Raw genomic sequence first — 15,270 nt, forward strand, 5'->3', positions numbered from 1 at the left:
TGGCGCAAACCTGACGTCTTCTTGAGGGATACCTATGCGCCGCCGCAGCCTGGCCGTACTCGCCGCAGTGCCTTTGATGTTCGCCGCAGCATGCGGTTCCGAGGGTGGCGCCACCGCCGCCAGCCCCACAGGTGAGGCGGTCACGGCGCTGAAGGTGACGGGGGCGGCGAACGCCAAGCCGGCCGTCGCCTTCCCGGCGAAGGTCGTCGAGACCTCCTCCTACCAGGTGATCACACCCGGCACCGGCGGCGCCTCCGCCAAGGACGGCTCCAACGTGGTGGCCAACTTCACCGTCTTCGCCTGGGACGGCAAGGAGAACAAGCAGACCGCCTCGACCTACGACGAGGGCGGTCCCCAGCTCATCACGGTCAACGAGCAGATCCCCGAGATCCTGCGCAAGGGCTTCGCCGAGACCAAGGCCGGCGGCCGGTTCATGTCCGTCGTGGCCAAGGACGCGCTGCCCAAGGAGCAGCAGGGCCAGATGCCCGCGGGCCAGTCGCAGGTCTTCGTGGTCGACGTGGTCGGCATCCCCGAGGCCAAGGCGGCCAAGGGCAAGGCGACCGACCCGAACGTCAAGGGTGTGAAGGTGAAGAACCCGGGCGGAGAGGCCGCGCCCACGCTGACCACCAAGACCAAGGAGAAGGCCCCCGGCAAGCTCGTCGCCAAGACGGTGATCAAGGGAAGCGGGCCGGAGGTCAAGTCCGGCCAGAACATCCTGGTCCAGTACGCCGGGAAGATCTGGGGGTCGGACGTCGAGTTCGACAGCAGTTGGTCGCGCGGAGGTCAGCCGATCATGTTCCAGATCGGCACCGGGAAGGTCATCAAGGGCTGGGACCAGGGCCTGGTCGGCGTCCCGGTCGGCAGCCGGGTGCTGCTGAGCATTCCGCCGGACCTCGGCTACGGCAAGCAGGGCTCCGGAGACAAGATCAAGGGCACCGACACCCTGGTCTTCCTGGTCGACGTCGTCGCCGCCTACTGACGGATCCCGCCGCTGACGGATCCCGCGACGAGCCCGGCCGCGCACCCGCGCGGCCGGGCTCGTCGCATTACTGACAACGCTCCTAATAGGGGGTTAGAGTTGGCGCAGCCCTCGCCTGGGAAGTGTCCCGTGGATCTCGTCCGTCACGAGCGGTGACCCAGGCGGACGCCTCGCAAGGCGAAGGAACCGGCCACGGCGCGGAGCCGCGGGCGGTGACGGCGGCGCGGCGAGGCGTCGTCCGGGTGACCGCGGTAGACGGGAAAGGTCCACGGAGCAGGTCCTAGGGAGTCGGATGCGCATCCCCGTACTGATCGCCGCGCTCTCGCTCACACTGGTCGGCGCTTGCACCTCGGCCGAAGGCCAGGCGGGTCCGGACATCGAGGTCATCGGAGACTTCGGCGACAAGCCCACGGTCCGCTTTCCCGAGGGCAGGCCCCCCTCCGACCTGCGGATCCGGGAGCAGGTGGCCGGCACCGGCAGCGTGATCAAGGGCAACGACCTGGTCGTCGCCCACTACACCGCGCACGTGTGGGACGGGGAGGACAACCGGCTGCTGGCCTCCAGCTTCAACCAGGGCGCCCCCGCCTCCTTCCCGCTGGGCCCGTCCATCGCCGGTGTCGGCAAGGCCCTGAAGGGGCACAGGGTCGGCAGCCGCGTCGTCGCCGCCATCCCACCCGAGGACGGCTACGGCCCCAATCCGCCCGGCGGGATGACCGCCGACGACGAGCTGTTCTACGTGGTCGACGTTCTCGGCGCCTTCCCGCCGGACGCCGCGGCCAGGGGCAGGGGCGGCCCCGGAGTCCTGGCCGGGGTCAAGGTCGCGGGAGCCTCCGGTGAACGCCCGGCTCTCACCCTGCCGCGTGCCAAGCCTCCCACCCGGTTGCAGAGCAGGATTCTCATCCAGGGAACCGGCGCCAAAACCCGGCCCGGACAGCTCCTCGTCACCCAGTACGAAGGCAGGATCTGGGGGAGTGGCGCGTCCTTCGACTCCACCTGGGACAGCGGGCAGCCCAAGTCCTTCCAGATCGGGAAGGGCGGCGTCATCGCCGGCTGGGACCGTGCGCTGGTCGGCGTCCCGGCCGGCAGCCGCGTCGCCGTCATCGTCCCGCCGGGGCTCGGCTACGAGAACGGCCTGCCGCCGCTGATCAAACCCACCGACACCCTCGTCTTCGTCGTCGACGTCCTCGCCGCCTACTGAGCGCCCCGGGCGTCCTCACCGGCGAGGCCCCACCCCGCAGGCCTTCACCTTCAAGGACTTCTACGACAGCAGCGAGGCCGCGTGGCGGCCGGCGGCGGCCGAGGCAAGGAAGTAGGCCAGATCCTCGTCCAGGCCCCGGCCCATCGTGGACAGCCGCACGGGAGAGCCCTGGAGCGCCTCGTACAGCCCGTCCACGGGCACCTGGACCAGCTCGTGCCGTACGGCCAGCGCCGCGGCCTGCTCGGCGACCCGCCGGCCGAACTCTCCGGGCAGCCGAGGCACGGCGATCTGGGCCGGGGCCAGCGCGACCCGGCCGTAGGCGGTCAGTGAGTGGTGGGAGACCCCGATGTGACGCTCGCGCCGGTCACTCTCGCTGACCCGCAGCGCCGCGACCGGCCGGCCCCCCAGGACGGCCACCGCGTTGATCGCCTCTCCGGCAGAGACGCCGGAAAAGCCCCAGCGAGTGCCGGTGCCCAGGTTGCCCGGCCCCTGGGTGACGATCGCCACGTCGGCGCCGAGGACGTGGCGAGCCGCGAGCAGTCCCGTGTGCGACGTCACGGCCTCCACGTCGCCGCCGAACGCCTGACCCACCGTGATCACCCCGCTCAGCCAGCCGGCCTCCTTGAGCTGGGCGCAGGACATGGAGAACCACGCCGGCAGCGCGCCCCCGTCGAGCATCACGTAGGCGACCCGGGCGGGCCGGTGGTCCGCGGGCTCCGCCCGGTCCCGGGCGTCCGGCTCCGGACTCCCGGCCCCGTCCGGCGGTGACGGACGCCCCGGGGGGTGCGAGCCGTACAGGCCGCAGAGGATCGCCGGGAGCGCGGAGTGCAGGTCAGCGATGATCACCGGCATGCCGTCCAGGGAGTCGGCGTCGCGGAGCACCTCGTGGAAGGGCGAGTCTTGCTCGTCGGCGCCGAGCACGGTTGCCTGCAACGGGGTGTAGCGTGCCTTCACCAGGTGTCCGGGGCCGTGCGGATCTTCCGGCAATCGGTCGGGAACCGCCACCACCATGGCGTAACCTCCCGTACCGAGGCCCATCGCGAGCGCGGTCGTGTTGAGCAGCACCGCGTCGCCGGGCTCCGGTCGTCCCACCAGGGCGGGGTAGGCCAGCGCACGCGCGCTGCCATCCTCGGTGGTGACGTCGAGTTCCACCGCCCCCGGCCACTCACGCCGGATCCGTATTACCTCGCCCCTGCGCCATCTGATCACGCGGGAAGAGTAGCGTCACTTGAACAGGGAGGGAGGCCTGATGTCACGCAGGAAGACCGAACGGTTGCTGAACCTCGTGATCTGTCTGCTCGCCACGCGGCGGCCGCTCAGCGCGGAGCACATCCGCCATGCGGTGCCCGGCTACGATGCCGACAACGACGAGGCCTTCCAGAGGATGTTCGAGCGCGACAAGAACGAGCTGCGCGAGATCGGCATCCCGATCGAGGTCCACAAGGACCCCTGGGAGGAGGATCCGGGCTACCGGATCGTCCCGCAGGCCTACGAGCTGCCCGAGATCACCCTGGAGCCCGACGAGGCGGCCGTGGTGGGCCTGGCGGCCCAGGTGTGGCAGCGGGCCAGCCTGGCCGAGGCGGCCAGCGGGGCGCTGCTGAAGCTGCGGGCCGGAGGGGTGGAGACCGACGAGGCCGGGGGAGTGCTCGGCGGCGCGCTGGAGTTGCGGGTCGATACCCAGGACCCGGCCTTCCCCGCGCTGTGGGAGGCCGTGCGCGACCGGCGCGCGGTCCGCTTCGCCTATCGGGCGGCGGCCAGCCAGAGCGTGCTGACCCGCATGGTGGAGCCCTGGGGCGTGGTCAGCCGGCGCGGCCGGTGGTACGTGGTGGGTCACGACCGTGACCGTGACGCGCCCCGGGTGTTCCGGCTCAGCCGGATCAGCGGGCCGGTCACCACGGTCGGCCGTCCCGGCGCCGTCGTGGTGCCTGAGGGGGTCGACCTCAGGTCGATGGTGGGCTACAGCGACGCCATGACGGTCCAGGAACGCACCGCGCTGATCCGGGTCCGGGAGGGCGCCTGCCAGGGACTGCGCCAGGTGGCGAGGGCCGTACGGCCGGGGGCCGACGGGTGGGACGAGCTCGACGTCGACTTCACCGACGTCGAGAGGCTGGCCGGATGGGTGGTCGGGTTCGCCGCGGACGCCCAGGTGATCGGGCCGCCGGACGCCCGTGACGCCGTGATCTGCCGCCTCAAGGGGGCTCTGGCGTGATGGTCCGGAGGCCGGGCCGTACAAGAAGGAGTGACAAGTGAGCGTGCGCGGCGTCGCGAACGCGGAGCGGAGCGGGCCATGAGCACTGCCGACCGGTTGCCCAGGCTGCTGGCGTTGGTGCCCTACCTGATGTCGCACCCCGGGGCCCAGGTGCCCGAGGTCGCGAAGATCTTCGGGCTGAGCGAGAAGCAGCTCATCGACGACCTGCAGCTGGTGTGGATGTGCGGGCTTCCCGGCCACACCCCCGGCGACCTGATCGACGTCTCGTGGGACGGCGGCGAGATCCTCATCGACAACGCCGACACCATCGCGCGGCCGCTCCGGCTGGGCGTCGACGAGGCGAGCGCGCTGCTGGTGGCCCTGCGGACGCTCACCGAGCTGCCCGAGTTCGGCGATCGCGACGCGCTGGCCCGGGTCATCGCCAAGCTGGAGCAGGCCGCGGGCCAGGGCGCCGCCACGGTCAGCAGCCAGGTCGCGGTCGAGGTGGACGCCGCGCCCGACGGGCTGCCCGTGGTCAAGGAGGCGCTGCGCCGCCACCGGCGGCTGTCACTGCGCTACTACGTGCCCGGCCGCGACGAGATCACCCCGCGCGAGGTCGACCCGATGCGCCTGGTCGTGGTGGACGGCCGTTCCTACCTGTCGGGCTGGTGCTATCGGGCCGAGGCGGTGCGGCTGTTCCGGCTGGACCGGATGCTCACCGTCGAGATGCTCGACGTGGCGGCCGACCCGCCCGCCGGCGCCGTGCCCGACGAGGTGACCCCAGGGGTGTTCCGGCCCTCGCCCACCGACGAGCTGGTGGAGCTGGAGCTGACCCCGGCGGGCCGCTGGGTCGCCGAATACTACCCGTGCGAGCAGGTCGAGGAGCTCGGCGAGGGGCGTCTGAAGGTGGCGCTGCGGGCACGGGACCAGAAGTGGCTGCTACGGCTGGCGCTGCGCCTGGGCGACACCGGCCGGGTGCTCTCCCCGGACTCCCTGGCGGAGGATGTCAGGGAGGCCGCGGCGTCGGCGCTGAAACTTTACGAGTCCGTTTCCTGACATCCCGGTTAGGATTTCACGACATGAGCTGGATCTTCGTCGCGGTCGCGCTGGCCTTCGCGGGAGTGGCCGTGCTCGCCTTTCTGGGGGTTCGCGTGCTGCTGGCGACCCGGGAGCTGGGCAGACAGGTGGACAGGACGCGTCGGAGGCTGGAGCCGGCACAGGCCGCCCTCAGGGAGAGAGCCGGGGCGATACGGGGTTCAAAGGGATGAGTCTGTCTTCCAGGCAGCGTACGATCAGGGTCAGGAATAGTGTGTCGCTCGGTTTAAGGATGTGTCATGCCTAACTTGGGGCCTACTGAGCTGATCATCATCGGTTTGATCCTGGTGCTGCTGTTCGGTGCCAAGAAACTGCCGGACGCCGCTCGCGGGCTCGGCCGCTCGCTGCGCATCTTCAAGGCGGAGACCGCCAAGCTCCGCGATGACGACGACGCCGCAGCCCCCACGGCCACCGTCGTCCAGGCGCAGCCTCAGCCCGCCGCTCCGGCCCCGCAGCCGATCTCCTCCACCCCGGCGGCTCCCGCGCCGTCCGTCGAGGAGCAGGCCCGCGTCTTGGAGGAGCAGGCGGCCAAGCTGCGCGCTCAGGCCGGTGCGCAGAAGCCCCAGTAGGGACTCCCAGCTCGTCCCTGATCATTTCACCTCTCGGACCGGGATTCGCGAATGGCGCTGCTGAAATGGCCCAAATCGGGCCGGAACGGGTCGGTACCGCCCGAGGAATCGGCCGAGGGGCGCATGCCGCTCATGGAGCACCTCCGTGAGCTGCGCAACCGCCTGGTCATCGCCCTGCTCGGGATGGTCGCCGGCATCATCGTCGGACTCCTCTTCTTCGAGCCGATCTGGGCCTTCATCACCGAGCCCTACTGCAGCCTGCCCATCTCGCAGGTCCTGCGGAAGGGTGAGTGCACGTTCGCCATCCGCGGGGTCTTCGAGGCGTTCTTCGTCAACCTGAAGGTCGCGGCGATGTTCGCGCTGGTGGCCTCCTCGCCGGTGTGGCTGTACCAGATCTGGGCCTTCGTGACACCCGGCCTCTACCGCAACGAGAAGCGCTATTCGATCACGTTCCTCGGCCTGGCGATCCCGCTGTTCCTGGCGGGGGCGGCGCTGGCCTACTTCATCATGGACACCGGCCTGGCGATCCTGCTCAGCTTCGCGCCGGACAACGCGCTCCCGCTGCTGGAGATGGACGACTACCTGAGCTATGCGCTGGTCATGCTCATCATCTTCGGCATCTCCTTCGAGCTGCCGCTGCTGATGGTGTTCCTCAACGTGATCGGCGTCCTGCCGCGTGCCACGGTGGCCAAGCATCGCCGCATGGTGATCTTCATCATGTTCCTCTTCGCCGCGATCGCCACCCCGAGCACCGACCCGTTCTCGATGCTCGCCCTGGCCCTGCCCATGGTCGTCCTGTTCGCCCTCGCCGAAGGGTTCATGTACCTGCGGGAGAAGAGGGCGCCGCAGGGTGAGGACTTCTCCCACCTGTCCGACGACGAGGCCTCCAGCCTCCCCGACGACGACTCTTCTCTCGATTTGGGAACGACGGACGTCGATTCGCCCAAATAGAGGTATGTTCCGGTCTGTGCCCGGAGAGATCGCCGTCCTCGTCAACCCCGCTGCCCGTGGCGGCCGCTCACGCGGCCTGCTCGCCCCTGTGCTGGACAAACTCCGGGAGGGGGGCAACGAGGTCTCGGTGATCGTCGGAAGGACCGCCGACGACGCCCTGGAGCGCGCCTGTACGGCCGTCGCCGAGGGCCCCGACGCGCTGGTGGCCTTCGGCGGCGACGGACTGGTCCACCTGGCCGTCCAGGCGGTCGCCGGAACCGACGTGCCGCTGGGTATCATCCCCACCGGGACCGGCAACGACTTCGCCGGCGCGCTCGGCCTGCCGAAGAAGGACGCCCTCGCCGCCGCCGGCATCGTGCTCAAGGGGCGGACCCGCACGATCGACGCCGTGAAGCTCGGCCAGGACGAGTGGTTCGCCAGTGTGATGGCCTGCGGCTTCGACTCCCGTGTCAACGAGCGGGCCAATCGGATGACCTGGCCGCCCGGCATGGCCAAATATCTGGTCGCGATGGTCGAGGAGCTGCGCTCCTTCCGGCCGATCCCGTTCCGGCTGGACCTCGACGGGGAGGTGATCGAGCAGGAGGCCATGCTGGTCGCGGTCGGCAACACCCACTCCTACGGCGCCGGGATGCGGGTCTGCCCGGACGCCGTCCCCGACGACGGCCTGCTGGACGTGACGATGCTCGGCGCCGTCCCCAAGGGGCAGCTCCTGCGCGCCTTCCCCCGCGTTTACAAGGGCTCTCACACCACCCATCCCTCCGTCACGATCAGGCGCGCCCGCCGGATCACGTTGGAGGCCCCCGACGTGATCGCCTACGCCGACGGCGAGCGGATCGGCCCGATCCCCCTGACGTGCGAGGTCGTCCCCGGCTCGCTGCGGGTCCTCGTTTAGGGAGGCGCAGTCCCGGCGATCGCCCGGCATCGACGGGCGGACCGGAATTCCGATATCGGTAGGCTGGAGCCATGACGACCCCAGCGGAACGTTACGCTGCCTTCCGTCAGAGCCAGGCCGACAGCGGGCCCGCACTGACCTCGTTCCGCGGTTTGTATGACTTCGAGCTGGACGAGTTCCAGCTTGACGCCTGCCGGGCGCTGGAGGCGGGCGACGGAGTCCTCGTGGCCGCTCCCACCGGATCGGGCAAGACCGTCGTGGGAGAGTTCGCCGTGCACCTGGCCCTTCAGGAGGGGCGCAAGTGCTTCTACACCACCCCCATCAAGGCGCTGTCCAACCAGAAGTACAACGACCTGGTCAAGCGGTACGGCGCGGCCAAGGTCGGCCTGCTCACCGGTGACAACAGCGTCAACGGCGAGGCCCCGATCGTCGTCATGACGACCGAGGTGCTGCGCAACATGCTCTACGCCGGGTCCGGCACCCTGGCCGGGCTCGGCTTCGTCGTCATGGACGAGGTGCACTACCTGGCCGACCGGTTCCGCGGCGCCGTCTGGGAAGAGGTGATCATTCACCTGCCCGAGTCGGTGCGGCTGGTCGCCCTGTCGGCCACGGTCAGCAACGCCGAGGAGTTCGGCGAGTGGATGGGCGAGGTCCGCGGCGACACCAGCGTCATCGTCGACGAGCACCGCCCGGTCCCGCTCTGGCAGCACATGCTCGTCGGCCACCGTCTCTACGACCTGTTCGTGTCGGAGGAGGACGGCCCGCGGCCGCAGGTCAACCCGACCCTCATGCGGATCGCCAAGGACGAGGAGCGCCTGGCGTACGGCAGGGGCCGGCGCGGCTACTCCCGTCCCCGCAGGAACGGCCCGCCCGACCGGGCCGAGGCCGTCGAGCGCCTCGACGCCGCGGGCCTGCTGCCCGCGATCACCTTCATCTTCTCCCGCGCCGGATGCGACGCCGCCGTCCTGCAGTGCGTCCAGGCCGGCATCCGGCTCACGACCGACGCCGAACGCCATGAGATCCGCCAGATCGTCGACGAGCGCACCGCGCATCTGCCGGACGAGGACCTGGCCGTGCTCGGCTACCTCGAATGGCGCGACGCCCTGGAGCGGGGCCTGGCCGCCCATCACGCGGGCATGCTCCCGACCTTCAAGGAGGTCGTCGAGGAGCTGTTCACCCGCAACCTGGTCAAGGCGGTGTTCGCCACCGAGACCCTCGCGCTGGGCATCAACATGCCCGCCCGGTCCGTGGTGATCGAGAAGCTCGACAAGTGGAACGGCGAGACCCACGCCGACCTCACGCCCGGCGAATACACCCAGCTCACCGGGCGGGCCGGACGGCGGGGCATCGACGTGGAGGGCCACGCGGTGGTCCAGTGGCAGCCGGGCCTGGACCCGCTGCAGGTCGCGGGCCTGGCCAGCACCCGCACCTACCCGCTGCGCTCCAGCTTCCGCCCCTCCTACAACATGGCGGTCAACCTGGTCGGCCAGGTGGGCAGGGAACGCGCCAGGACGCTCCTGGAGTCCTCCTTCGCGCAGTTCCAGGCCGACCGGGCCGTGGTCGGCATCGCCAAGCAGGTGCGCCGCCACGAGGAGGCCCTGGAGGGCTACCGCGAGGCGATGACGTGCCACCTGGGTAACTTCGAGGAGTACGCCGGGCTGCGCAGGGCGCTGTCGGACCGCGAGGCCGAGCTGTCGCGCCAGCGCGGCGCAGCCCGGAGGGCGCAGGCGCTGCGCTCGCTTGAGGCGTTGAAGCCGGGCGACATCATCCGCGTCCCCGGTGGCCGCCGCGCCGGTCTGGCCGTCGTCCTCGATCCCGGGCTCAACGCCCGGGGCGAGGGGCCGTCCCCGCTGGTGCTGACCATCGGCAAGCAGGTCAAGAAGCTGTCGCCGGCCGACTTCCCGGTCCCGGTGGAGCCGGTCGAGCACCTGCGCATCCCGAAGAACTTCAACTCCCGCTCGCCGAAGGAGCGGGCCAACCTGGTCTCCTCCATGCACGCCAAGATCGGCGACCGTGACCTGGGCAAGCCGGTCAGGGCGCGCGACCACGCGGCCGAGGACGACGAGATCCTCCACCTGCGCAGGGAGATCCGCCGGCATCCCTGCCACGGCTGCGACGAGCGTGAGGACCACGCCCGCTGGGCCGAGCGCTACTACAAGCTGCTGCGCGAGACCGAGGGCCTGCGCCGCAGGGTCGAGGGCCGCTCCCACGTCATCGCCCGCACCTTCGACAAGGTCTGCGGGGTGCTCGACCAGCTCGGCTACCTCGACGGCGAGAACGTCACCGCAGAGGGCCGCCGTCTGGCCCAGCTCTACACCGAGCTGGACCTGCTCACCGCCGAATGCCTGCGCGCGGGCCTCTGGGACGACCTGGACCCGGCCGAGCTGGCGGCCTGCGTGTCCTCGCTGGTCTTCGAGTCCAGGCAGGCCGACGAGGCCCGGCGGCCGAAGATCCCCGCGGGCGCCGCGCAGAAGGCGCTGGGGGAGATGGTCCACCTCTGGGGTGAGCTGGAGTCCATCGAGAGCGACCACGGCCTGTCGTTCATCAGGGAGCCCGACTTCGCGTTCGCCTGGGCCGCCTTCCGCTGGGCCAAGGGTCACAGCCTGGACGCCGTGCTCAGCGACGGGATCAACGGCTCCGAACTGGCCGCCGGTGACTTCGTCCGCTGGATGAAGCAACTGCTCGACCTGCTCGGCCAGCTCTCCGACGCCGCCCCCGGAGGCAGCAAGATCAAGCAGAACGCGAGCAAGGCGATGGACGCGATCCGGCGCGGAGTGGTGGCCTACTCGTCGATGACCTGACGCCTAACTGACCGCCCGGTCAATACCTTGTGACGGCTAGTGCGCGGAACGTAACCTCAAGGGCTGTTTCCTGGGTGATCGCGATGGAAATTCCCATATGCGCAACCCGTTCAACCCCCGCCCAGGGAGGTAGGCATGTTCGCCCTCGCCGCCGCACTTCTGTTCGTACTCGCCCTGATCTTCGAGATCGCCGGTGTGGCCGTCGGCAACGTCGTGACCGTCACCACGCTCGGCACCGCCGGGTTGCTCTGCGTCGCGCTGCACCTGATGGGTGTCGGGGCGGGCTGGAGCCTGAAGAAGTGACCGCGCGGCGGCCGAGGCCGAGCCCGGAGCCTCCGGGCGCGGCTTCGGCCGCCCAGCGCGATCGCACGGCCTGAACGGGGTCACGCCAGCCCTGAACGAGGTCACATCGGCCTGAACGGGGCTGCATCGGCTTTGAACGGGGTCGCACCGGCTTGAACGGGGCTGCATCGGTCTTGAACGGGGTCGCGCGCCCAGTGCGGTCGTGTCGACTTGAACGGGATCGCGCCGAGCCGGACGCGGTCAGGCCACGCTGAAACGGACCTCCCGGGTGGCCGGGTCGGCGCGCGTAAGCCGTACCTGGACCGTCTCGCCCAGCCGAAGCCGCTCTCCGTCGCAGCGGGCCACCACTGAGGGATCGGTGACCTGCACCTGACCCCACGAGTGGTTGTCGTCCACGTCGATCACCACCGCGTCGAACGTCTGGCCCACCCGCTCGCGTAACACGAACGCCTCCACCAGATCCACGCACGCCCGCTCGACCGCGCTCGCGCGCCGCCCGGTCGCGTGCATGGTGCCGGGCAGCCCGTCCATCACCTGCTGGATCTCCTCGGGCACCGGCTCGCCCGCCGCGACGGACAGGCAGATCTCGGTGGCGTAGCGGTCGATGAGGCGGCGCAGCGGCGCGGTCACGTGCGCGTACGGCGCGGCCACCGCGGCGTGCTCCGCCTGAGCGGGCGGCTCGCCGTTGAAGGCCACGTATCCGGCCCCGCGCAGCAGCACCGTCGACTCTTGCAAGAACGCGGCCTGCCCGGGGATCTTCGGGTCGAGGCCGTGCACGACGTCACCGTAGGAGGCGCCCTCCGGCCACGGCACGCCGAGCGCGGCGGCCACCCGGCGGACCTGGGCGACCCTGTCGGCGGGGGCGGGCGGCAGAACCCGCAGCAGGCCGATCTCGGCGTCCAGCATCATCGAGGCGGCGGCCATACCGGTCAGCAGCGAGATCTGCGCGTTCCAGGCCTCGACGTCGAGCGTGGCGCGGAACTCCACCCGGTAGCCGTCCCCGTCGGAGACGACCTCCTGCTCGGGTGTGGGAAGCGTGACCCCACCCCTGGCCCGCTCCAGCGTGAGCCGGAGCCTGCCGATCTCGGCCAGCAGCCGCAGCGTGCCGTCGGCGGTGCCGGTGTCCACCGCGGCCTGCACGTAGTCGTAGTCGAGCCGCTCCCGGCTGCGCACCAGCGCCCGTGTCACATCGACGCCCACGACCTGGCCGTCGGCGTCCAGATCGACGCACCACAGCGCGGCCGGCCGGGTCACCCCGGGCAGCAGGCTGGCGGCTCCCTCCGACAGGATCGACGGGTGCAGCGGCACCCGCCCGTCGGGCATGTAGACGGTCTCGCCGCGGCTGCGCGCCTCGATGTCGATCGCCCCTCCGGGCCGCACGAACGCCGCGACGTCGGCGACGGCGTACCAGACGCGGTAGCCGCCGGGGCGCTCCTCCAGGTGCATGGCCTGGTCCAGGTCCATGGACCCGGGCGGGTCGACGGTGATGAACGGCAGATCGGTCCGGTCCAGCTCAGGCAGCCTGGGCACCTCGGCGACCCATTCGGCCTCCTCGGTCACGGCTCGGGGGAACCCTCCCGGAAGCTTCAGCTCCCGGCGGATCCGCTCAAAGCCATCATCGAGTCGCGGATGGGACCCTCCGGACAGCTGGATGCTCTTATGCGGCACGGGGATCAACCTACCGTTCCCCGTCATGTCGACCTCACCGGATGTCCAGGGGGCATGCGACGACAGATCGGCGAGTCATCGTGAACAGGTCGCGGGGTCCGTGCTCGAACGAGGTCGTTTTCTTCACTCCGGTGTCCTCCGCGCGCAGGTGGTCGGGTATTACGTTTTCCCCCGAATCGCCCCCGCAACTCGCGGCGCTCCGCGAGTCGGCGCGTGAGAACCCCGATGGGCGCCAGGAGCCCGTCATGCCCCGGCCGGGTGGCGGACACCTTGCCGTGCCCGCGGGCGTCCGGCCACACCTGCGGGCATCTGGTCACACCCGCGGCCGGGTGGCGGCCATCGGCCACGCCCGGCGCCTTCCTCCGGTCGAGGTCAGAGCGCTGCGGACAGGCGCCCCAGCGGGCCCTGCAGGCCGTAGCGTTCGGCCAGGGCCGTGAGCGCCTCCGGGTCGCGGGGCCCGGCGGGAAGGGAGAGATCCAGCTCCGGGATCGGCACGTCGCGGGCGACCTGGACCACCGTGGGGGCGACGCGCAGGTAGTCGCGGGCCGCGCCCAGCTTGGCGCGCTGGCCCGAGGTCAGCTCGCCTCCCTCGTCCACGGCCCTGATCAGGGCCTCCAGCGAGCCGAACCGGGTGATCAAGGCGGCCGCGGTCTTGTCGCCGATCCCGGGCACGCCCGGCAGCCCGTCGCTGGGGTCGCCGCGCAGGGTGGCGAAGTCGGCGTAGGAGCGGCCGGGGATGCCGTATTTGGCGGTGACGGCGGCCTCGTCGATCGGCTGGAGGTTCTTGACCCCCCTCGCGGTGTAGAGGACGCGGATCGGCTGGGCGTCGTCCACCAGCTGGAACATGTCCCGGTCGCCGGTGACGATGTCCGCCTGGCCCTTGGCCCGGACGGCGAGCGTGCCCATCACGTCATCGGCCTCGTAGCCGGGCACACCGAGGCGGACGATGCCCACCGCGTCGAGCACCTGCTCGATCACCGGCACCTGCGGGACCAGCGTGGCCGGGGTCTCCTCGGCGTTCCCCTCGGCGACCCGGTGAGACTTGTAGGTCGGGATCGCGGCCACGCGGAACGCCGGGCGCCAGTCGGCGTCCATGCAGGCGACCAGCGCGCTGGGGGAGTGCTGCCGGACCAGCATGGCGATCATGTCGATGAGGCCGCGGATCGCGTTGACCGGCATCCCGTCGGGAGCGGTCATCGACTCCGGCACCCCGTAGAAGGCGCGGTAGTACAGCGACGGGGTGTCGAGAAGCATCAAGCCGGGCATGGCGACCATTTAACCAAGCACGCCGATCGCCGGCACGTCAACCGAGCACGCCGATCGCCAGAACGCAGGTGTCGTCTTCGGGATTGGGGCCGCCGACCGCCTCGATCAGCCGGTCCAGCCCGGCCCCCAGGTCGTCGCCGAGGAGATCCACCGCCGCCTCCAGGGCCAGCGCGAGACCCTCGTCGATGTCGCGGGCACGCCGCTCGACCAGCCCGTCGGTGAACAGCAGCAGCAGATCCCCCTCTCGCAGCTCCACGCGAGCCGGTTCGTACGGCTCGGCGAGGGTGGCCCCCAGCAGCACCCCGGCCGGCGGGTCGAGCTGGACGGCCGTCCCGTCACGAACAAGGATCGGTGCCGGGTGGCCGGCCTGGCTCCAGGTGAACACGCCGGTGGCGGGGTCGAGATGGCCGATCACCGCGGTCGCGGTGGTCTCCGCCAGCCGGTGCATCACCAGGTCGTTGAGCCAGGTCAGCAGCCTTTCGGGAGGCTCGCCGGTCGTCGCCAGCCCGATCAGCGCGTGCCGCAGCCGGGCCATCTGGGCTATCGCGGGCACGCCGTGCCCCGAGACGTCGCCGATGGTCAGCACCACCCGGCCGTCCGGCAGGGTGGTGGCGTCGTACCAGTCGCCGCCGAGCCCGGCCTTCATGCCGGCCGGGACGTAGCGGACCTCGATCCGGGTGTGCGGCAGGTCGACGGCGACCCCCAGGTCGGGCATGATCGCGTCGCGCAGGGCGACGCTCAGGTGCCGCTCCTCGGCCGCCTGCTCGCTGATCTCCAGCAGCTGGCGCCGGGACTCCGACACGGCCTGCTCGGCCTGGCGCCAGCCGGTGATGTCCTGGATCACGCCGTGCACGGTGGCGCGCCCGCCGGTGGCGAGGGGCTCAAGAGCCGCGCGCAGATTGCGGACCTCGCCCTGGCGGCGGATGCGGAACTCGGCCTGTCCCGGCTCGGCGTGCTGCATGACGGTGCGCAGCAGCCGGTCCAGGCCCGCCCGGTCCACCGCCTCGACGTGGGCGAGCAGATCGCGCAGGTGGATCGGGCCCTCGTGGGGGTCGCGGCCGAAGATGGCGTAGGCGTGCTCGGACCAGGCCGACTCCCCGGTCTGGAGGTTCCACTCGGCCCAACCCAGGTTGCCCAGCCGCGCGGCATGGGCTAGCCGCGCGGTGAGGAGTTCTCGTTCCACGGCCATGTGCTCGTCCAGCTCTCCGCGCAACCGCTGCACCATCTCGGCCGCGGTCAGCGGGGCGGAACCGGTCACGTGGTCGTTTCGTGGGTGGAGGGGTGGCTGGTGGCCGCCCACTACGCCGACCATTTAGCTCGCTCTCGAAAGGTTGGGCCTTGGACGCTTTGTTTGACGAAA

At 70.9% G+C, this 15,270-nt stretch carries 14 protein-coding genes; 10 read left to right on the plus strand and 4 right to left on the minus strand.

Going from position 1 to position 15,270, the window contains the following annotated elements; translation table 11 throughout:
* The first annotated feature begins 34 nt into the window (after positions 1–34).
* Both ACFY2X_RS05920 and ACFY2X_RS05925 read left to right on the plus strand, forming a co-directional pair.
* Positions 35–979 carry an FKBP-type peptidyl-prolyl cis-trans isomerase gene (locus tag ACFY2X_RS05920; RefSeq protein WP_389932900.1) on the plus strand — a complete coding sequence of 315 codons (945 nt, stop codon included), beginning with the start codon at positions 35–37 and terminating at the stop codon, positions 977–979.
* Between the two features lie 292 nt (positions 980–1,271).
* Entirely contained in the window at positions 1,272–2,177 is a 906-nt protein-coding gene (locus tag ACFY2X_RS05925; protein WP_389932903.1) for an FKBP-type peptidyl-prolyl cis-trans isomerase, read from the plus strand.
* A gap of 60 nt (positions 2,178–2,237) precedes the next feature.
* Here the strand turns inward: ACFY2X_RS05925 and ACFY2X_RS05930 are convergent, their stop codons facing one another.
* A complete protein-coding gene (locus ACFY2X_RS05930; RefSeq protein ID WP_389932905.1) occupies positions 2,238–3,386 on the minus strand; it encodes a DUF3866 family protein in 1,149 nt (382 codons plus the stop codon).
* A 40-nt stretch (positions 3,387–3,426) separates the two neighbouring features.
* On the opposite strand from ACFY2X_RS05930, the gene ACFY2X_RS05935 reads away from it, so the two are divergent.
* The 8 genes from ACFY2X_RS05935 (at position 3,427) to ACFY2X_RS05970 (ending at position 10,976) form a co-directional block, all read left to right on the plus strand.
* Positions 3,427–4,386, plus strand: coding sequence for a helix-turn-helix transcriptional regulator (locus tag ACFY2X_RS05935; RefSeq protein ID WP_389932906.1), 960 nt, complete (start codon positions 3,427–3,429; stop codon positions 4,384–4,386).
* A 78-nt stretch (positions 4,387–4,464) separates the two neighbouring features.
* Complete coding sequence (locus tag ACFY2X_RS05940) at positions 4,465–5,421, plus strand: helix-turn-helix transcriptional regulator (protein ID WP_389932909.1); 957 nt, start codon at positions 4,465–4,467, stop codon at positions 5,419–5,421.
* Between the two features lie 23 nt (positions 5,422–5,444).
* Positions 5,445–5,633, plus strand: coding sequence for a hypothetical protein (locus ACFY2X_RS05945; RefSeq protein ID WP_389932912.1), 189 nt, complete (start codon positions 5,445–5,447; stop codon positions 5,631–5,633).
* Between the two features lie 66 nt (positions 5,634–5,699).
* Entirely contained in the window at positions 5,700–6,029 is a 330-nt protein-coding gene (gene tatA / locus ACFY2X_RS05950) for a Sec-independent protein translocase subunit TatA (RefSeq protein WP_389932915.1), read from the plus strand.
* A 51-nt stretch (positions 6,030–6,080) separates the two neighbouring features.
* Positions 6,081–6,980, plus strand: a complete 900-nt coding sequence (gene tatC, locus ACFY2X_RS05955; protein ID WP_389932918.1) for a twin-arginine translocase subunit TatC — start codon at positions 6,081–6,083, stop codon at positions 6,978–6,980.
* A 16-nt stretch (positions 6,981–6,996) separates the two neighbouring features.
* Positions 6,997–7,872 (plus strand): diacylglycerol kinase, encoded by an 876-nt coding sequence (locus ACFY2X_RS05960; RefSeq protein WP_389932921.1) that lies wholly within the window; start codon positions 6,997–6,999, stop codon positions 7,870–7,872.
* Positions 7,873–7,943: 71 nt separating this feature from the next.
* A complete protein-coding gene (locus ACFY2X_RS05965) occupies positions 7,944–10,673 on the plus strand; it encodes a DEAD/DEAH box helicase (RefSeq protein WP_389932923.1) in 2,730 nt (909 codons plus the stop codon).
* Positions 10,674–10,808: 135 nt separating this feature from the next.
* Positions 10,809–10,976 (plus strand): hypothetical protein, encoded by a 168-nt coding sequence (locus ACFY2X_RS05970; RefSeq protein ID WP_389932926.1) that lies wholly within the window; start codon positions 10,809–10,811, stop codon positions 10,974–10,976.
* 240 nt (positions 10,977–11,216) lie between these two features.
* On the opposite strand, the gene ACFY2X_RS05975 is transcribed toward ACFY2X_RS05970, so the two are convergent.
* The 3 genes from ACFY2X_RS05975 to ACFY2X_RS05985 all read right to left on the minus strand — a co-directional run bounded on the left by ACFY2X_RS05975 (position 11,217) and on the right by ACFY2X_RS05985 (position 15,168).
* The gene (locus ACFY2X_RS05975) at positions 11,217–12,644 is read right to left on the minus strand and encodes an RNB domain-containing ribonuclease (RefSeq protein ID WP_389932929.1); all 1,428 of its coding nucleotides are present in this window, start codon (positions 12,642–12,644) and stop codon (positions 11,217–11,219) included.
* A 372-nt stretch (positions 12,645–13,016) separates the two neighbouring features.
* Positions 13,017–13,910 carry a 5'-3' exonuclease H3TH domain-containing protein gene (locus ACFY2X_RS05980; protein ID WP_389932932.1) on the minus strand — a complete coding sequence of 298 codons (894 nt, stop codon included), beginning with the start codon at positions 13,908–13,910 and terminating at the stop codon, positions 13,017–13,019.
* 37 nt (positions 13,911–13,947) lie between these two features.
* Entirely contained in the window at positions 13,948–15,168 is a 1,221-nt protein-coding gene (locus ACFY2X_RS05985; RefSeq protein WP_389932935.1) for a PP2C family protein-serine/threonine phosphatase, read from the minus strand.
* Between the last annotated feature and the right edge of the window lie 102 nt (positions 15,169–15,270).

Origin of the sequence: Streptosporangium sp. NPDC000396 (assembly GCF_042898655.1) — a bacterium.
In the GTDB taxonomy this organism is placed as follows: Bacteria; Actinomycetota; Actinomycetes; order Streptosporangiales; family Streptosporangiaceae; genus Streptosporangium.